This is a genomic window from Rhizorhabdus sp. GW822-FHT03C02, assembly GCF_058801765.1.
In genome coordinates, this window is sequence record NZ_JBXANN010000004.1 from 40083 (window position 1) to 58812 (window position 18730).

17 protein-coding genes are annotated in these 18730 nt (G+C 66.9%); 10 read left to right on the forward strand and 7 right to left on the reverse strand.

Annotated elements, in window-relative coordinates:
* Positions 1 to 47 precede the first annotated feature (47 nt).
* A complete protein-coding gene (locus AC1RM6_RS12580; protein WP_493101658.1) occupies positions 48 to 548 on the reverse strand; it encodes a RidA family protein in 501 nt (166 codons plus the stop codon).
* Positions 549 to 843: 295 nt separating this feature from the next.
* Between AC1RM6_RS12580 and AC1RM6_RS12585 the strand changes: the two genes are divergently transcribed.
* The 5 genes from AC1RM6_RS12585 to AC1RM6_RS12605 all read left to right on the forward strand — a co-directional run bounded on the left by AC1RM6_RS12585 (position 844) and on the right by AC1RM6_RS12605 (position 7233).
* Entirely contained in the window at positions 844 to 2097 is a 1254-nt protein-coding gene (locus AC1RM6_RS12585) for a bifunctional alpha/beta hydrolase/OsmC family protein (protein ID WP_493101660.1), read from the forward strand.
* Between the two features lie 196 nt (positions 2098 to 2293).
* Positions 2294 to 2623 (forward strand): hypothetical protein, encoded by a 330-nt coding sequence (locus AC1RM6_RS12590; protein ID WP_493101663.1) that lies wholly within the window; start codon positions 2294 to 2296, stop codon positions 2621 to 2623.
* A 256-nt stretch (positions 2624 to 2879) separates the two neighbouring features.
* Positions 2880 to 4103 carry an HlyD family secretion protein gene (locus tag AC1RM6_RS12595; RefSeq protein ID WP_493102281.1) on the forward strand — a complete coding sequence of 408 codons (1224 nt, stop codon included), beginning with the start codon at positions 2880 to 2882 and terminating at the stop codon, positions 4101 to 4103.
* Positions 4100 to 6205 carry a peptidase domain-containing ABC transporter gene (locus AC1RM6_RS12600; protein WP_493101665.1) on the forward strand — a complete coding sequence of 702 codons (2106 nt, stop codon included), beginning with the start codon at positions 4100 to 4102 and terminating at the stop codon, positions 6203 to 6205. Before AC1RM6_RS12595 ends, AC1RM6_RS12600 begins: the two co-directional genes overlap by 4 nt.
* Before the next feature lie 179 nt (positions 6206 to 6384).
* Complete coding sequence (locus tag AC1RM6_RS12605; protein WP_493101666.1) at positions 6385 to 7233, forward strand: transglutaminase-like domain-containing protein; 849 nt, start codon at positions 6385 to 6387, stop codon at positions 7231 to 7233.
* Positions 7234 to 7261: 28 nt separating this feature from the next.
* Here AC1RM6_RS12605 and AC1RM6_RS12610 read toward each other — a convergent pair whose 3' ends face one another.
* The 4 genes from AC1RM6_RS12610 to AC1RM6_RS12625 form a co-directional block, all read right to left on the reverse strand.
* Positions 7262 to 8053 (reverse strand): SIMPL domain-containing protein, encoded by a 792-nt coding sequence (locus AC1RM6_RS12610; protein ID WP_493101668.1) that lies wholly within the window; start codon positions 8051 to 8053, stop codon positions 7262 to 7264.
* A 107-nt stretch (positions 8054 to 8160) separates the two neighbouring features.
* Positions 8161 to 9651, reverse strand: coding sequence for a tetratricopeptide repeat protein (locus AC1RM6_RS12615; RefSeq protein WP_493101670.1), 1491 nt, complete (start codon positions 9649 to 9651; stop codon positions 8161 to 8163).
* Between the two features lie 100 nt (positions 9652 to 9751).
* A complete protein-coding gene (locus AC1RM6_RS12620) occupies positions 9752 to 10504 on the reverse strand; it encodes an SDR family NAD(P)-dependent oxidoreductase (protein ID WP_493101672.1) in 753 nt (250 codons plus the stop codon).
* Between the two features lie 231 nt (positions 10505 to 10735).
* Complete coding sequence (locus tag AC1RM6_RS12625) at positions 10736 to 11749, reverse strand: hypothetical protein (protein ID WP_493101673.1); 1014 nt, start codon at positions 11747 to 11749, stop codon at positions 10736 to 10738.
* 86 nt (positions 11750 to 11835) lie between these two features.
* Here AC1RM6_RS12625 and AC1RM6_RS12630 point away from each other — a divergent pair, with 86 nt between their 5' ends.
* The 4 genes from AC1RM6_RS12630 (at position 11836) to AC1RM6_RS12645 (ending at position 15371) form a co-directional block, all read left to right on the forward strand.
* Positions 11836 to 12309: a GNAT family N-acetyltransferase gene (locus tag AC1RM6_RS12630; RefSeq protein WP_493101675.1), complete on the forward strand. Its 474-nt coding sequence runs from the start codon at positions 11836 to 11838 to the stop codon at positions 12307 to 12309.
* 114 nt (positions 12310 to 12423) lie between these two features.
* Entirely contained in the window at positions 12424 to 13245 is an 822-nt protein-coding gene (locus AC1RM6_RS12635) for a DUF2711 family protein (protein ID WP_493101677.1), read from the forward strand.
* A 123-nt stretch (positions 13246 to 13368) separates the two neighbouring features.
* Positions 13369 to 14958, forward strand: coding sequence for a flavin monoamine oxidase family protein (locus tag AC1RM6_RS12640; protein ID WP_493101679.1), 1590 nt, complete (start codon positions 13369 to 13371; stop codon positions 14956 to 14958).
* Between the two features lie 2 nt (positions 14959 to 14960).
* Positions 14961 to 15371, forward strand: coding sequence for a c-type cytochrome (locus tag AC1RM6_RS12645; RefSeq protein WP_493101681.1), 411 nt, complete (start codon positions 14961 to 14963; stop codon positions 15369 to 15371).
* Between the two features lie 55 nt (positions 15372 to 15426).
* Here AC1RM6_RS12645 and cofC read toward each other — a convergent pair whose 3' ends face one another.
* Both cofC and npdG read right to left on the reverse strand, forming a co-directional pair.
* Positions 15427 to 15999: a 2-phospho-L-lactate guanylyltransferase gene (cofC, locus tag AC1RM6_RS12650; RefSeq protein WP_493101683.1), complete on the reverse strand. Its 573-nt coding sequence runs from the start codon at positions 15997 to 15999 to the stop codon at positions 15427 to 15429.
* Between the two features lie 21 nt (positions 16000 to 16020).
* On the reverse strand, positions 16021 to 16677 hold the full coding sequence (gene npdG / locus AC1RM6_RS12655) for an NADPH-dependent F420 reductase (RefSeq protein ID WP_493101685.1): 657 nt from the start codon (positions 16675 to 16677) through the stop codon (positions 16021 to 16023).
* A 244-nt stretch (positions 16678 to 16921) separates the two neighbouring features.
* Here npdG and AC1RM6_RS12660 point away from each other — a divergent pair, with 244 nt between their 5' ends.
* Positions 16922 to 18610, forward strand: coding sequence for an FAD-dependent oxidoreductase (locus tag AC1RM6_RS12660; RefSeq protein WP_493101687.1), 1689 nt, complete (start codon positions 16922 to 16924; stop codon positions 18608 to 18610).
* Positions 18611 to 18730: the final 120 nt, after the last annotated feature.

Here is an 18730-nt window from a genome sequence, read left to right on the forward strand (position 1 = left end):
ACGGGACTTTCGAAAAGATCGTTGCAGTCGGGGAGCGGGCGCGGCGCTTAGGGCGCCTTGGCGGCGATCGCTTCGATCTCGACGAGGGTCTGCGGGCGGCCGAGGGCGGCGACCTGGACGGTGGTGCGGGTGGGCAGGTTGGGCTGCTCGGCGGTGCCGAAGAACATCTTGTACGACACCGTCATGCCGTCGCGGTCCATCTTGCCGCCCTTGGCGGGATCGCCGACCAGGAACACGGTGAGCTTGACGATGTCGCCCATGCCGAGGCCCATTTCGGCGAGCTGGGCCTTCATCTTGGTGAGGATGCTGAGGGTCTGCGCCTGGGTGTCGCCGAAGGCGGTCGGGCTGTCGGTGTCCTTGGGATTGATCGGCGATCCGGTCGCGCCCGACAGGAAGATCAGCTTGCTGCCCGCGGGCACCACCGCCGAGCTGGCGATCACCGCGGTCGGCGAGCCCTGCTTGCGCTCGATGCCGGCGGCTTGCGCGCCCGAGGCGAGCGGGGCGGCGAGGCCGGCGAGCAGGAGGGCGGCGGCGATCTTGTGGTTCATTGGAAGGGCTCCCTGGGCGTTTCTCTATGCAAGACGAACGTCCGCCGCGAATCCGCGCGTGCGGCCGACCATCCCGGCATCTCTCCCATCGCGCCCTGGACCCCCCACAGGCCGGCGCCCCGTCTTTTTGTGCACTGCGGCAGAGCGAATAAGGACCATGGGACATCGGCCGGTCAATCGCTAAAGAAGGGGCTGCCGGCGAAAGATTTGCCGCGGAGCGTGCCGTCCGGGCGGCAACCGCGGAAAAGCGCCGATGCCGGCACAGGACGTTCGAAGACCATCGAAGGAGTTTGCCATGCCCACCCGTCGCTTCGACATCGACAGCCCGGGCGGCTACCGCCTGTCGGGGCGGATCGAGCTGCCCGAGGGGCAGGTGCGCGGCTGGGCGCTGTTCGCGCATTGCTTCACCTGCGGCAAGGACGGGCTGACCGCGGTGCGGATCGCGCGGGCGCTGGCGGCGCTCGGGATCGGCACGCTGCGTTTCGATTTCGCCGGGATCGGCGGCAGCGGCGGCGATGCCGAGGGCGGCAGCTTCGGCGCCGACGCGCGCGACATCGTCGCGATGGCGGCGGCGATGGCGGCGCACGACATGGCGCCGACGCTGCTGATCGGCCACAGCCTGGGCGGGGCGGCGGTGCTGGCGGCGGCGGCCGAGATCGGCTCGGCCGAGGCGATCGCGACGATCGCGGCGCCGTTCGACGTGTCGTCGGTGCTCGACCATTTCGATGCCGCCGCGATCGACCGGATCGAAAGCGAGGGCGAGGCCGAGGTGACCTTGGCGGGGCGCGCCTTCACCGTCGGCAAGGCGTTTCTCGACGATCTGCGCCATCACGACCTGGGCGCGCGGATCGAGCATCTGCGCCGGCCGCTGCTGATCCTCCATGCGCCGTTCGACCAGGTGGTGGCGATCGACAATGCGACCAAGATCTTCCTCGCCGCGCGCCATCCCAAGAGCTTCGTCTCGCTCGACCGCGCCGACCATCTCCTGTCCGAACAGGCCGATGCCGATTATGCCGCGGCGCTGATCTGCAGCTGGGCGTCGCGCTATCTGCCGCCGCTGAACGAGACCCGCGACGATGGCGGCGCGACCGACGTGGTCGCCGAGGAGACCGGCGCCGGCCGCTTCCAGACCGCGATCCGCGCCGGCGGGCTGCGCTTCCTTGCCGACGAGCCGGAGAGCGTCGGCGGGCTCGGATCGGGGCCGACGCCCTATGACCTGCTGTCGGCGGCACTCGGCGCCTGCACGACGATGACGCTGCGCCTCTATGCCGAGCAGAAGCAGTTGCCGGTCGATCGCATCCGCACCGCGGTCGGCCACGCCAAGCGCGCCGGCGAGACCCCGCCCGACCATTTCACCCGGCTGATCTCGATCGACGGCGCCATCAGCGACGAGCAGCGCGCGCGCATGCTCGAGATCGCCGACCGTTGCCCGGTCCACCGGACGCTGGAGCGCGGTGCCACCGTCGAGACCCGCGCCGGCGAACCGCCGGCCGAGGCCGAGCCGATCGAGGCGCATGTCGAGGCGGTCGAGCGGATGCTGGCGGGGTGATGTTGGTAAGATGTAAGCTCGATCCGAGCGATCGGGAGAGTAGATAGCAGTCGATTGCTTATCGATCGCGGTGCGAAATAAATGTTAACAACGGTTAATTTTCACTCCAATTTGGATATTGTTGTTTTTTATCAAAATTGACGTGCTTGATTTGATTGATAAATTTTGATTCCCGACTCATATGAAGGGAATGGGAATGAAGATGATCGGAAGCGTCAAGGAAATGTCGCGGATTGTTGATCTCACTGAAGATGAGATCAAGGTTGTTTCCGGTGGCGAAAACGGATATACGACTGCCGATGGAAGTTCATTCACTTGGATTGGGCCTAATGGTCTAGCTTATCATGATATTGTCTTCGTTGGAACGCATTTCATTGAAGATATTTATGGTGCTCGTGAATATTATGCCGACGCATTTGCGGTTCAAACGCTCCCGTTGGGGAGTGTTGAGGGTTTCGCCAATAATATTGGTGTACCAGTCTATAATGTGACTTACACCGCTTGGCTCGGTAATCCTAACCCCTGAAATTCGCTATAGCCGATAGTCATGCCATGACGTCGGGAATGATATGGCTGTAGAGGGGCCATGCCTTCGACTTGCTTGCCAGTCGCTGGTATGGCTTCCTCTAAATATTTGATCATCGAAAACTATTGTGGGATTCGGTCATTGGCGTGCGGAGCATATGCCGCGTTGCATCTCCCGCATCCGATCGCTGGCTTCCTTGCATGGCACATGGTCGGCCGCATGAGGTGGGGCCTGTTTGGGGATTCGCGCTTTGGAGATGTTTCGGCCCGAGGCGATCGAACATCGCCGCCAGCGCCTCGAAGGCAATATCCGGCTGGATATGCCGATCGCCTGGCATCTGATCGGCCTGCTGATGTTCGCCTGCGTGGTCGTCGCGGTGCTTTTCCTCAGCCTGTCGAGCTATTCGCGGGTCGAAACCGCGAGCGGAGCGATCGTGCCCAGCAAGGGGCTGGCGCCGATCATGCCGAGCCGCAGCGGCACGATCACCGCGATCGCGGTGCACGAGGGGCAGCGCGTGCGCGCCGGCACTGCTTTGTTGTGGGTGCGGGTCGAGGAAACCGGCGCCGCGGGTTCGACGATGTCGGCATCGCTCCGCAACGCGCTGCAGGACCAGCGGGCCGGGCTCGTTTCCCAGGCGGACAATCTCCAATATGCGGCGGCATCGGATGGGGCGCGGCTGGCGGTGCAGGTGGTCGGCCTCAAGGGTGAGATCGCGGCGCTCGGCGAGCAGGTGGCGATGCAGGAGACGTTGGTGGCAAGCGCCGAGCGCGAGCTGCGGATCGCCAAGGAGGTCGCGGCGAACGGTTTTATCTCGCGTGCCGACCTGCAGCGTCGCGAGGAAGTCGCGCTGCAGCGGCGCCAGCAGTTGAACCAGCTCGCCTCGACCCGTGACAGCAAGGCCGCGCAGGTTCGCGAAGCGGTCGAGCAGCAGCGCCAGGCTGGCGCGCTGGCCCAGGCCCAGGTCGCCTCGCTGCGCGCCTCGCGCGCCGAGGTGAATCAGCAGCTCGCCCAGGTCGACGGATCGCGCGGGTACAGCATCGTCGCGCCGATCGCCGGCCAGGTCGCGGCGTTGACCGCGCGGATCGGGCAGGCGGTCAATCCGCAACTCCAGCTCCTGTCGGTGATTCCGGCGGGCTCGACGCTCCACGCCGAGCTCTACGTCCCGACCAATGCCGCGGGCTTTCTCGCGCTCGGCCAGGAGGTCAACGTCGCGATCGACGCCTTTCCCTATCAGCAGTTCGGCACGATCAAGGCGCGGATCGTCGAGATATCGGGTACGCCGGTCAGCCGGCCCGACGAGCGCGGCGCGCCGCAACCGGTCTATGTCGTGACCGCCGCGCTGCCGACCGACGCGATCGTCGCGTTCGGGCGCCGCCAGGCGATATTGCCCGGCATGCAACTTAGCGCGAGGATCGTCACCAGCCATCGCAGCCTGATGGAGTGGCTGATGGAGCCGCTGCTCGCGGTGGCCCGGCGATGAGCGGGGTTCTCGACACATCGATGTTCGAACGGCGGACGATGCCGGTCGTCCGGCAGAGCGAAGCATCCGAATGCGGGCTCGCCTGCATCGCGATGGTCGCCAATTTTCACGGTTTCGATATCGATCTCGGCACGTTGCGCCGGCGTTTCGTGCCGTCGCTGCGCGGGATGACCTTCAAGCAGCTGATCGGCATAGCGGATCGGGTCGGTTTCGCCGCACGGCCGGTCAAGCTGCCGCTGGAAGCGCTGCGCGACCTGGCGATGCCGGCGATCCTCCACTGGAATTTCAACCATTTCGTGGTGGTGGAGCGGGTGACTCGCGACAGGGCGCTGATCCACGACCCCGACACGGGATCGGCCTGGCGCGACCTTGCCGAGGTGTCGCAGCATTTCACCGGCGTGGCGCTCGAGCTCCACCCGGCGGCGGGGTTCGCGCCGCGATCGGAACGGCAGCGGCTGGGCGTCACCCAATTGTGGCGCGGCGTGACCGGCTTCCGCCGGATGATCGGGCAGACGCTGCTGCTGTCGGTCATCCTTCAGCTCTACACTTTGGTGTCGCCCTTCTACGCGCAGATCGCGATCGACACGGTGGTTCCCGCCCACGACTATAATCTGATGACCGTGCTCGCGGTCGGTTTCGCGCTGTTGCTGCTGATCAACACCGGCGCGTCGGTACTGCGGTCGTTCGTGCTGCTGTCGACCGGTACGACGATGAGCGTGGGCCTGGCCACCAACCTCACCCGGCATCTGCTGCGCCTGCCGGTCGACTGGTTCGAAAAGCGCCATGCGGGCGACGTGCTGTCGCGCTTCCAGTCGGTGTCGCCGATCCAGGCCGCGCTGACGTCGGGGCCGGTATCGGTGGCGATCGACGGTGCCATGGCCGTGCTCACCCTCGCGCTGATGTTCTTCTACAGCGGCATCCTGACGATGGTGTCGATCCTGGCCTTCCTGCTCTATGCCGGGGTGCGCGCGGTCACCTTTCCGATGCAGCGCCGTGCGCAGGACCAGGTGATCGCCAGCGGCGCCAAGCAGCAGACGACGATGATCGAGCAGATTCGCGGCATCGCGACGATCCGGCTGTTCAATCGCGAGGCGAAGTCGCTGACGCTGTGGCAAAACCGGCAGGTCGATGCGAGCAACGCCGCGATCCGGCTCGCGCGGATCGGCATCTGGCAGGGGGCCGCCAACACGGTGCTGTTCGGGATCGAAGGCATCGTCGGCACCTGGCTCGCCATCACCTTCGTGATCGATGGCGGGTTCAGCGTCGGCATGGTCTTCGCCTTCATGGCCTATAAGGGCCAGTTCACCGGCCGCGCGACGTCGCTGATCGACCAGTGGCTGAGCTTTCGGATGCTCGGACTGCATCTCGAACGGATTTCGGACATCGCGCTGTCCGATCTGGATCGTTCGTTCACGCAGGAGTTGCCGCCCGAACGCACATTCAGCGGGCGGATCGAGCTGATCAATGTCAGTTTCCGTTACAGCCCAGCCGATCCGCTGGTGTTGTCGGATGTCAGCCTCGTCGTCGAGCCGGGGCAGAATATCGCCATCACCGGCCCGTCGGGTTGTGGAAAATCGACGCTGATGAAGCTGGTGCTCGGTCTGATGGAGCCGAGTTCGGGTGAGATCCGCGTCGATGGCGTCCGCCTCGACATGTTCGGCTATGCCCATTTCCGCGATCAGGTCGCCGGCGTCCTGCAGGACGACAATCTGTTCGCTGGATCGATCGCCGAGAATATCGCGATCTTCGACGACGAGCCCGACATGGATCGGATGCGAGCCGCTGCGAGGGCGGCGTCGATCGACCATGACATCCGCGCGATGCCGATGGGATACGATACCTTCGTCGGCGACATGGGGTCGAGCCTGTCGGGTGGCCAGAAGCAGCGGGTGATCCTGGCGCGCGCTCTCTATCGCGAACCGCGGATGCTGGTGGTCGACGAGGGCACCTCGCATCTTGACGCCGCCAACGAGGCCAAGGTCAGCGGCGCGATCCGGACGCTCGGCGTCACCCGGATCATCGTCGCGCACCGTGCCGAAACCATCGCCGCTGCCGATATGGTCTATCGAATGGATAAGGGGCGGATCGTCCCGGTCGGCTGAAATCGATCGGCGTCGGCCACCGGGCTCGGCGGCGCCCAGGATTCGTGCACTTATGATCATAATATGGCTGAAAACCGCTATTTTCGTCCGGCGCATGCCCGAACGCGACGGGGCGCGGATCGAATGCGCGGCCGGAGGGTTCTGCCAGACCTGATAGCAAGCGACCCGAGGCGTGTACGATGTTGATCAAGGCCGGTTTCGACATAGAATTTTCGGCCGATGCGCCGACGCCGATGCTGGCGCTGCTCAACATCCATCCGTCGCGCAACCGCGACCTGCGGACCCCGCACCGGATCGAGACCGTGCCGGGCATCGCGCCTTATGATTTCGTCGACGGCTTCGGCAATGTCTGCACCCGGCTGACCGTGCCCGCCGGCGGGGTGCGGCTGCGCACCGAATTCCTGGTCGCGGACAGCGGCCTTCCTGACGTACGCGCGCCCGAGGGACCATTGACCCCGGTCTCCGAACTGCCCGAGGAGGTGCTCGTCTTCCTGCTCGGCAGCCGCTATTGCGACACCCAGCATCTGATGGGCGAGGCCTGGGCGCGCTTCGGCCACATCGGCACCACCCGCGGCCGGGTCGAGGCGATCGTCGACTTCGTTCACGACCATATCGCCTTCGGCTATCATCATGCCCGCTCGGACCGCACCGCGTTCGACGGTTTCCGCGAGCGGGTCGGGGTGTGCCGCGACTTCGCGCATCTGGCGGTGACCCTGTGCCGCTGCATGAACATCCCGGCGCGCTACTGCACCGGCTATCTCGGCGATATCGGCATCCCGCCTGTCGATGCGCCGATGGACTTCAGCGCCTGGTTCGACGTCTATGTCGAGGGCGGCTGGTACACTTACGACGCGCGCCACGCGACGCCGCGGATCGGCCGCATCCTGATGGCGCGCGGCCGTGACGCGACCGACGTCGCGCTGACCACCGCCTTCGGGCCGGTCACGCTGCGCAAATTCGAGGTAACGACCGACGAGGTCGACGACGATGCGCTTGCGGGGCAAAATGGCATGAGGCTCGCCGCGTAGCGGCTTGCAGTCCGCAAGGCGTTCGCATTTACATCGGTTTCAGCACGACATCCATTTCAAGCGTCGCTTTGGTCTGCACGCTGTCCACCTTGCTATCGTCGGGGCGCAAATCCGTGGTCTGGGTGATCACTTCTATGATCGAACTCCGCTTATCCTCATCCGAACAGTCGGCAACGCGAATTACCCTGTCGAGCCGCATGGCCATGGCGCCGGCATAAAGCGCGGCTTCGCGGCGTGCGTTCGCCAGTGCCTGCTCGACCGCCGATCGCCGTGCCGCGGTCGCGTCGATCAGCGAATAGGCGATCGGCATGACCTGGACATGAGGCCTGTTCCGCAACTGCATCCCGGCAGGATCGACCAGGGCCATATCGGTGAGGCGAATTTTCAGCGAAGATATGGCGAAGCCGCCGGGACGAACTTTGTCTGCCAATGCGCGCGGCGTTTCGTCCGGCTCTTCCTCTCCATAAGCCTCGTTGCCGATGAACCCCATTTTCGCGACGTGCTCATCAGAGCTCATTTCGATGGCCGAGCGAGCGACTCCCAGCGTGGACAGGTCGCGGATGAGCTTGTCGACGACCGTCTTGTTGAAGGCCCTGGCCGCGGCATTGTCCCTGGCGCTGGTGGTAACGATGACCGTGATCACGGCGATATCGGGCTTGCTGAATTGTATCGCGCTACCCTTCACGGTCAGCAACACCTCGCCGGGCGCGAGCCTCGCATCGGGCGCCGGTGGGGAATCCGCGCCGGGCGTTGTCTTGGCCGAAACCGTGGTGGACAGGCAGGCCAGGGCCAATATGCCGGCCAATGGCAATGGTTTCATTATATTTCCCCCAATCCAGATGCGGCTCGTTGCGCCGCCATCACGATAGTCCTGCTATTCCGGCCGATGCGAGCGAGATCATATCGCCATGTCCGATTTGGGTTCGGCTAATTCGAGGACGGGCTTGCCGGCGCAGCCCTGATCCGGTCGAGCAGCGCACGGGCGCGATCGACATTGCCGCCATGCGGATTGGTGGCGATCGGGATCAGCGCGGCGGCGGCCTCGTCGTCGCGGCCGCGCGCATGGAGCGCGGTCGCGGCGTCGATCGCGATGTCGCCGACCAGCGGTGCGAGCAGGTGCGCGGTGACGAGCCGGGCGAGCGTCTCGTCGGAGACCATGCCGTCGGCCGGGGTGGTCTGGGCGAGCCGGTAGAGCGCGGCATAATAGGTCGGGTCGGCCTCGACCGCGCGCGCGAACCACGGACGTGCGGCGGCGAGCAGCGCGGTGCGGTTGGCGGTGTCCTTGCGGCTGGGGAAATAGTCGACGGTGCCGCGGATATAGAGAAGCTCGGCATCGCGCGGGCTCGCCTCGATCAGCCGCTCGACGATCGTCCGGCCGACCGCACGGTCGCCGCCGGCGACCTCGGCGCGGGCGAGCACGTGCAGCGCGAACCGATCGTCGGGATAGCGGGCGGCGATTTTGCGGATCGTGGCGACGGTGGCCGCCTCGCGGGCGGGATCGGGAATGCCGAGCGTGAGCGCGGCGTTGAGCAGCAGCAGATCGTCGGCGGACGGCGGCAGCACGCGGACGGCGATGGCGATGTCCGGCGTGGCGGCGCGGCCGATCGTGCCATAGCCGATCTGCCCGTCGCGATAGGCTTTGAGCGCCTTTTCGAACCCGGCATGGTCCTGGCCGAAAGCGGTGCGGAAAGCCGATGGCTCGGCGATGCCGCGGTGGAGATCGGCGAGATAGCGGGTGAGCGCCTCGCGCCGCTCGGGTGTCGCGAACAGATAATGGACGATCAGCCAGCTCTGGGCATAATATTGCGCGGTCCGCTCGCGGTTGAGCCCGGCGATCCCCGCGCCCAGGATCCGGTCGAGCGGCATCCAGCTGCCCTGCACCAGCGATGCCGCGCGGCCCGGGCTGACGCGGCCGATCTCGATCCGATCGGGCCGGAAATGCGCGGTCATCACATATTCGGCGAAGCCCTCGCCATACCAGGTCGGATAATAAGCCGGATAATAGCGCATCGCGAAATGATGCGCATATTCGTGGAGCAGCACCTGTTCGCCGTCGAGCCCGGGCTGGTCGCCGCGCACTGCGAAGGCGGCGGTCATGCCGACCCGGGCGGTGTAGAAGCCGAGCACGCCCGGACGGCTGTTGCCGAGGGCCGCCAGCGCCTCGGGCGATCCGACCCGGTAGATCCTGAGCGGGCTGGCCGAGGGCGGGGCGGTGGTGCCGGTCAGCGTGCGGAGCAGGCCGTCGAAATCCTCGAGCCGTTGCACCGACTGGCGCAGATCCGCTTCGCCGCCATCGCTGTAGACGACGAAGTTGGGCGAGCGCGCCTCGAGCCAGCGCGCCTCGGCGGTCGACGGGAGCGCCAGCGCGAAGGCCAGCAGGGCGGCGAGGCGGGCGGCAAGGTGGACGGCGAAGCGCATGCCCCGTCGTGGGTCATGTGCTAATGATTATCAATGCCGACTATATCCATTACCGATCAGGTTGCGCCCGACCCGCGCCCAAACCCCTTTTCGGCTGTCGTCAGGCCGATCCCATATAACGGCCGCCATTGGTGCTGATCGTCTGGCCGGTCATGTAGCTCGCCTCTTCGGACGCGAGGAAGGCGGCCGCGGCGGCGATGTCCTCGGGGCGGCCGAGGCGCTTGACCGGCAGCGTCTTGCCATAGGCCTCGGCGTCGACCGGCGCCCCGCGCAGCATCGGCGTGTCGATCGATCCCGGCGGGATCATGTTGACGGTGATGCCGGTGCCGCCGAATTCGCTCGCCAGCGCCTTGGTCATGCCGAGCAGGCCGCCCTTCGAAGAGACATAATGGACGAGGTTGGGCGCGCCCGATTGGGTCGAGGACGAGGTGATGTTGATGATCCGGCCCCAGCCGGCGGCGAGCATGTCGGGGATGATCTCCTTGGTCATCAGATAGGGGCCGCGCAGATTGACCCGGATCACCGTGTCGAACAGATCGTCGTCGAGGTCGAGAAACGCCTTGTAGGGCGAGATGCCGGCATTGTTGACGAGGATCGCGATCGGCCCGAGTTCGGCGCGGGTGCGATCGGCGGCCGCCTTGATCGCCGCCTTGTCGGCGCAGTCGGCGGTGATCGCGATCGCCTTGCCGCCGGCCTCGACGATCGTCCGCGCGGTTTCGGCGGCGCCGTCGGGGTTGAGATCCCACACCGCGATCGCGGCGTCGTCCTGTGCGAGGCGGATGGCGATGCCCCGCCCGATCCCCGAACCTGCGCCGGTCACGACCGCGACCCTGCCTCCGAGCGATTTGGTCATCATCCTCTCCCTGATCGATTATCGTCGGCGAAAGTCTGGCGCAGCCGGCGCGGGTACGGCTTGATCCATTCGGACAAAATCGGCGGCGGTTCGATCCCCGCGGTCAGCTGTCGCGGATCGGGGATCATCCGCCAAAGCCGTTCGTGTCGAGCGCAGTCGAGACACCCTATGCTGTCCCCACCGCGCATGGCGTCTCGACTGCGCTCGACGCGAACGGATCGTGGGGCGTCGCTATTGGGATGAAGCGCCAGTGGCGACCGCCCGCGCGCCCTGCGGATAAGGTGGCCGCGGCCGCACCGCGATGCTGCCATCGGTTGCATCGTAGAGGATGTCGAAGGCGAAATAGGCGAGCAGCCCCGACCGGATGCGCGGCCCCGCGACCCGATCGTCGCGGACGAAGGCGACGCGCGACGCCTGGGCGCGGCGCCCGATCTCGAAAGCGACCGCGGGGGCCCCATCGTCCTTGCCGAGGGTCAGGCGGGCCGACGCGCCGTCGCGCCACGCGGCCTTGGCGGCGCGGTTGACGACATCGATGCCGGGGGCGCCACTGTCGATCAGGGTCGGCGCGCAGACCCGCTCGCTGCCGTCGGCGAGCGCCAGGCAGGCGTCGACCGCATCGTTGCGGCGCCCGCGCCCGCGATCGGCGAGCGGTAGTTTGGCGAAGCCCGCGCGTTCGTCGTCGGCCGGGTCGAGGATCAGCCGACCGGGCCGCGCTTCGCCGGGCCGCGGAAGTTCGACGATCCAGCGTCTGACGCCGAGCGCGGCGAGCGGATTGGGCAGCGCCGCCGATGCCAGCCCGGTGCCGAGGATCGCGCGAAAGCCTTCGCCGGGCAGGCCGTTGCCCTGGAGCCCGAACTGGCCGGGCATGACCTTGCCGGCGGGACAATCGGGGCGGGTCGCGGCGCAGCCGATCGCGCGGACCGCCTGGACGCGGATCGTGGCCTCGGCCGTGCCGATCGCCAGCGGCGCCTCGGCGACGACCCCGTCGAGGGTCGTGCCGGCGCCATAGCCGATATGTTCGGGGGTGGTGCCCGGGCGCGTGCCGACCGCGGCATCGGGCAGCAGCCGCAGGCCGACCGAGCCGGTGTCGAGACCGGCGGTCACCGGATGGCCGGCGACGAGCAGGTCGACCGCATAGCGGCGGGTGCCGTCGCTGAGCACGACCTCGCGGATCGGCACTTCGCGGCCCGGCGGCGCGGCGTCGGCGGAGGTCGCAACGGCGGCGACGGCAAGCAGGGCGAGCATTGGTCTGCGATCCCGGTCGAGCTCCGCCGGACCTGATTGGCGCGGCGGCCTTGGCGAAACGATCGTCGGCGGGATATGTGCCGGTCATGTCTCCGGCCATGACCCTCCGCCGCGCCTTGCCGACCGACGCCGCGGCGCTGACCGCGCTGATGCACGGATCGGCGGCCTATCGCGGCGATTATGCGGCGATCCTCGACGGCTATGCGGTGACGGCGGATCAGGTCGAACGCGATCTGATCTTCGTCGCCGATGCGGACGGACGCATCCTCGGCTTCTACAGCCTCGCCCTCGGCGACGATCCCGAACTCGACCTGATGTTCGTCGCCGATGCGGCGCAGGGGCGCGGGCTCGGGCGCCGGCTGTTCGATCATATGCGGCGGATGGCGGCCGGTCAGGGGATCGCGAGCGTGGCAATCGTGTCGCATCCGCCGTCGGTGGGTTTCTACAGCAGCATGGGGGCGGTGCCGGTGGGGGTGAAGCCGGCGGGCGGCAAGGCGACATGGGATCGGCCGGTGCTGCGGCTGGCGATCGTCGAGGAGGCCAGGAAATCGCGCGAATGAGGCGGCGCCGCGGTGTGTGCTAAAAGTGCACTGTCACCGATTTGATCCGGTCTGGTCGAGGGCGGCTTCCGGGATGGTGGCGACGTCGCGTGTCGGATCGGTTATGCGTCGGGCATGGATAACCCGGACCGGCACCTTTATCTCCCGCCCGACGACGAACCCATTTTGCCCTGGTATCGCGGCACTTATTCGCACGGCTTCGTTGCGCTCCATCCTTTCTACACGATCGACGGGCTCAGTCCGGCGCATTGCCGATATCGTCCTTTGATCCTGGACGGCCATGCGGACCGGCAAGGGATGGAACTGGTCGAATGGACCGACGCCGAATATGCCGCGGCGCAGGTGGGCAAGGAACTGGACGACGATGCGGTGGCGGGACTGGCCAAGCGGTTCGCTGCGACGATCGGCTGGAAGACCATCTGTCGCGAAGTGCATTTCGCCGATCATCGCGACCTGAACCGGGCGTTGCGGACCGATATCGGCGGTCTCAGATCGAATTTTTCCGACAAGGCCGGTGCGGAGCGGCTTCGTGCTTATTGTGAGCGAGAAGAGCTGTTCCTTCCCGGGCACGGCATGGTGGAGCCGCATATGGAGCGAAACCTGGTCGAATTTTTTCGACGGGCGAGGCTCGATCGGGTCGTCATCGCGGACGAATTCGACGCCTGGCAGACCGAGGTCGGTCTCGACGTGCTGGATATGGAAGGATCCTGGCGCAATGCCGAGGCGGTGCTGGTCAACTGTCCAAGGCGGCGGCTGTTCGCGGCCGATGGGACATTGCTGGTGGCGGTCCACTGGGACAGCTTTTTCACCCTGATCCTGGGCACGGCCGAGCGGCTGGCCGAAACGCGACTGTCGGATTTGTTCGAAGGTTTCTGGTGTTCGGCGGACACGACGATCGACTGGCTGTTCGAGGATGCGATTCCGCTTGTCGATTGAACGATCGGTGCTGCCGCGCGGCGCGGTCGATGGCGGTATTTCCCGCGCCGTCCGTCTTTCCTGGAAAGACCGTTCTCCGCTGGATCACGGTGCTTCGTAACCGGGCCGCAGGGGGACGAGATCATGGACATCACCGGCAGGGCGCCGACCCGGCGCGAGCTTCTGACCGCGGTGGGGAAGACCGCGGGGATGGCGGCGCTCTACCAGGCGATGGAATCGCTCGGCCATGCCGCCGAGACCCAGTTTGCCGGTCCCCCGCAACTGTCGGGCGCGCGCAAGGGGGCGTCGGTGATCGTGCTCGGCGCGGGGCTCGCCGGGATGCTCGCCGCCTATGAACTCGACAAGGCGGGCTACAAGGTCCGCGTGCTCGAATATCAGCCACGGCCCGGCGGGCGGAACTGGTCGCTGCGCGGCGGCGACAGCTATACCGAGCTCGGCGGCGCGACCCAGAAGGTCGGCTTCGCGCCGGGCAATTATCTCAACCCCGGCCCGTGGCGGATTCCGCACCACCACCGCACCCTGCTCCATTATTGCAAGAAATTCGGGGTGGCGCTCGAGCCGTTCATCCAGCTCAACCATAATGCCTATATCCACAGCACCGATGCGTTCGGCGGCAAGCCGGTGCGCTACAAGGCGGCCAAGGCCGATTTCGACGGCAACGTCGCCGAACTGCTCGCCAAGTCGATCGACCAGAAGGGGCTCGACAAGGCGGTGACCGGCGAGGATCGCGACCGGCTGGTCGAGGCGATGCGCGGCTGGGGGCTGCTCGACGAGCATCTCCAATATGCCAGCAGCCTCAAGACCGCGGCGCGGCGCGGTTACGACCGGCCCCCGGGCGGCGGGGTCAACGGCGCGCCGACCCCGTCGGCGCTGCTCGACTTCCACGACCTGCTCGACCCGACGGTGTGGTCGACGCTCTCCTTCTTCATGAACTACGAGATGCAGACGACGATGTTCCAGCCGGTCGGCGGCATGGACATGATCGGCAAGGGGTTCGCGAAGCAGGTCAAACAGCTCATCACCCACAATGCCAAGGTGACCAAGATCGCCCAGGATGCGGCCGGGGTGACGGTGAGCTATTCGGACGTGACGAGCGGCGCGGTCAGCGAGGCGAAGGCCGACTGGTGCGTGTGCACGATCCCGCTGTCGGTGCTCAGCCAGATCGACACCCAGGTCTCGGCGCCGATGAAGGCGGCGATCCGCGCAGTGCCCTATACCGGCCAGGTCAAGATCGGGCTCGAGTTCAAGCGGCGCTTCTGGGAGGAGGACGAGTCGATCTATGGCGGGATCAGCTTCACCAACCAGGAGATCGGGCTGGTCTCCTATCCCAACAACAAATTCTTCGACGACGGCCCGGCGGTGATGCTCGGCGCGTTCGCGCGCGACATGGGCGCCTATCATCTGGCGGGGATGACCCCGGAGGCGCGGATCGAGGCGGCGCTGGCGCAAGGATCGGTGATCCACCCGCAATATCGGTCCGAATTCACCACCGGGGCCTCGGTCGCGTGGAGCCGGGTGCCGTGGACGCTCGGCTGCTGCGCGCGCTGGAACGAGCAGACCCGCAAGGATCATTACCAGACGCTGGTCGGCATCGACGGGCGGATCGCGCTGGCGGGCGAACATGCCTCCTATGTCGGCTGCTGGATGGAGGGGGCGCTGCTCTCCTCGATCGATGCGATCACCCGGCTCCACAAGCGCGCGCAGGAGGCCTGACCATGACGATGAAACTCCGCCTCGCCGCGCTGCTGCTCGCCGGCCTCGCCATCCCCGCGCAGGCCGACGAGCCGGGCGGCGGCGGCACCAAGGCGCCGGTGCCGGTGACCGGCGAAGAGGTCTACCGCACCGTTTGTCAGGCGTGCCACATGGCCGACGGCAAGGGCGGCAGCGGCGCCGCGACGATCCCGGCGCTGGCGGGCAACCCGCGGCTGGGCGTCGCCGCCTATCCGCTGACGATCGTGATGCGCGGCAAGGGGGCGATGCCGTGGTTCAGCGACCTGCTGACCCCCAAGCAGGTCGCCGCGGTGGTCGGCTATGTCCGGGTCAATTTCGGCAATGCCTATCCCAAGCCGGTGACCGAGGCCGAAGCGAAGGCGATGATGGGGCCGGCGATCACGGGCGCGCATTAGGAGAGTGCGCCTCAACAACCGTCGCCCCGGCCTCCGCCGGGGCGACTGCGAGCTTTTATCCCCGCAGCTCCGCCAGATCCTCGGGGCGGTCGATGTCGAACGCCAGACCGGGCGAGCGGACGGGCGCAACCGACAGGCCGAGGCGCGCGGCCTCGGCGCTGTGCCGCGCGAAGCTGTCGTCGCCATAAGCGAAGCCGAAATCGGCGGCGGCGGGCAGAGGGAGCGATAGGGCGTTGGTGCCGGTGCCGGCGCGGTCGGGGGCGATGCCGATCCTATCCGTACCGATCGTCAACAGCGCCTCGACATCGGCCCGGGTCACGCGCGGCAGGTCGGCCGAGACGAAGACGAGCCGGTCGACGCCCGCTGCCGTCGCCGTCCGGGTCGCGCTCGCCAGCGCGGGATTGAGGCCGGTGCCGGGATCGTCGAGCAAGCGCAGCGTATCGGGCAGGCCGTGGCGCGCGGGGCCGAGCAGCAGCACGTCGCTGTCCGCGATCGCGCTGGCGGCGGCGACCGCGGCGGCCAGCATCGACGCCACCAGATCGCGCCGGCCGGCGTCGTCGAGCACCGCGCCCAGCCGGCTCTTGCCGTCGCCGGGCGCCTTGACCGGGATGACGATCCAGGCGGTCATGTCAGCCGAACATGCGCCCGATCAGGGGATTGGCGGGGCGGTGGTGAGGCCCGTGAAGCGGATGCCGGCGCCGTCGGCGGCGTAGGTCTTGTTCATCAGGATCAGGATCGAGGTCAGCGCCTCGGCCGCGGCGGCGTTGACCAGCGCGCCGCCGGCGAGGCCGCGCAGGCCCATCTCGCCGATCATCGCGATCACCGTCGCGCGCGCCTCGACATCGTCGGAGAAGGCGAGGATGTCGCATTCGATGACGTCGTCGGTGACCGCGAGCCGGTGGGCGGCGACATTGTGGAAGGCGGCGACCAGCCGGACGTCGGGGCCGAGATGCTCGCGCGCCTCGGCGGCGGCGGAGCCGGCGGCGGGGAGCTGGACGCGCATCACCTTGGGCGGGACCAGCGGCACGGTGGTGTCGACGACGATCGCGCCGCCGACCACAGGCCTGATCTCGGCGAGGGTCGCGGCATGCGCCGAATAGGGAACCGCGACGATGACGATGTCGGCGCCGGCGGCGACGTCGGCATTGGCGCCGAAGCGGACCTGGTCGCCAATCTCGCGCGCGGCCTTTTCGGCGCTGTCGGCCGACCGCGATCCGATCGCGACGTCATGGCCGGCCTTGACCAGCCGCCTGGCGATGGCGTTGCCGAGATGGCCGGTTCCCCCGACGACGGCGATAATCGACATATACTCTCCTCGGCCCGATGCGATCTTATGCTTTCGCTCTTCGCATCGGTATCCGGGGCGTGCAACTGGCACTTCCAAGGATCGCTGAGCCGATGGAAGATATGCGATCCTGACGCCGTTCGCGTGCCCGGGGCGATTCATGCGAGCACCGCATAATATCGTTGCATGACGCCCGAACATGCGGAATTCTGCCGTCGACAGCCGGACAAAGAGCCGGCGCGCAAATCGAGAGGGTGAGCAGAATATGGCGAAGACCGACTTCGACGAGACTTTCGACTTCGTGGTGGTGGGCAGTGGCGGCGGATCGATGTGCGCGGGGCTATTGCTGCGCTCGCTCGGCAAATCGGTGCTGATCCTCGAAAAGACCGAACTGGTCGGAGGCACCACTTCCAAATCGGGCGGGGTGATGTGGATCCCCAACAATATGTTCATGGCGCGCGACGGGGTCGACGACAGCTATGAGCAGGCGAGCGCCTATCTCGACGCGGTGGTCGGCGACGACGACGACGCGCCGGGCGCCACCCGCGAACGCCGCGCCACCTATCTGGCGCAGGCCCCCAAGATGGTCGATTTCCTGGTCAAGCAGGGGATCAAGCTGACCCGGGTCAGCTATTGGCCCGATTATTATGACGAACAGCCCGGCGGATCGCAAAAGGGCCGCACCGTCGTCGCCGAACTGTTCGACACCAACGAGCTCGGTCCCTGGAAGGACAAGCTGCGCCCCGGTTTCCTGAGCTTCCCGGCGATGCTCGAGGAGGCGATGCTGATGCGGACCTTCAAGCAGAGCTGGGCCGGCAAGGCGCTGATGGCGAAGATCGGCCTGCGCACCGCCTTCGCCAAGCTGCGCGGGCAGAACTGGGTCTCGTCGGGCACCGCGCTGCAGGGGCGGATGCTCCAGGCGGCGCTCAAGGCCGGGATCGACATCCGCACCGAATCGCCGGTGACCGAGCTGATCGAGGAAAATGGCGTGATCGCCGGGGTGGTCACCGTCAGGGACGGCAGGACGCTCAAGGTGCGCGCCGATCTGGGCGTGCTCGTCAATGCCGGCGGCTTTTCGCTCAACCAGCGGATGCGCGACCAGTATCAGCCGGGCACCCAGGCGGCGTGGAGCCAGGCGACCCCCGGCGACACCGGCGAGATGATCGAGGAGATGATGCGTCACGGTGCCGCGGTCGCGCAGATGGATGCGATGGTCGGCTATCAGACCTCGCTGCCGCCGGGCGCCGAGAAGGATGATATCAAACCGTCGATGCAGGGGGTGTGCGCCGCGCCGCACGCGATCCTCGTCGACCAGAGCGGGGTCCGCTACCAGAATGAGGGCGGATCCTACATGGCCTTCTGCAAGGGCATGCTCGAGCGCAACAAGACCGTGCCGGCGGTGCCGAGCTGGGCGATCCTCGACAGCCAATATATGCGCAACTACATGATCAACGGCACGATGCCGGGATCGACCAAGCCGCAGACCTGGTTCGATTCGGGCTATATGCACCGCGCCGATACGGTCGAGGAGCTGGCGGCGAAGATCTCGATCGATCCGGAGGTGCTGCGCGGCACGGTCGACCGCTTCAATGGCTTCGTCGAGGCGGGCCGGGACGAGGATTTCCACCGCGGCGACCGCGCCTATGACCGCTGGCTGGGCGATCCCTATCATGAGCGCTCGGAAACGCTCGGCACCGTGTCGCAGGGGCCATATTATGCGGTGCCGGTGGTGCCCGGCGACGTCGGCACCTATGGCGGGGTCGTCACCGACGTCAACGCGCGGGTGCTGCGCGCGGACGGCAGCCCGATCCCCGGCCTCTATGCGACCGGCATCTCGACCGCGTCGGTGATGGGCCGCGCCTATCCGGGGGCGGGGTCGAGCGTCGGCCCGTCCTTCCTGTGGGGCTATGTCGCGGCCAAGCATGCGGCGAAGGCGGACAATATCGCCAATTGAGCCGACCACATGCCTGAGATCGCGCGGGCGTTAACTTGACCTTGCTGGCCTGTGCGCGCTTGCGGGCAGGGGGTGAATGAGGGTCTTCTTTCGCATCGATGTTCCGACATCCGGGTCGGA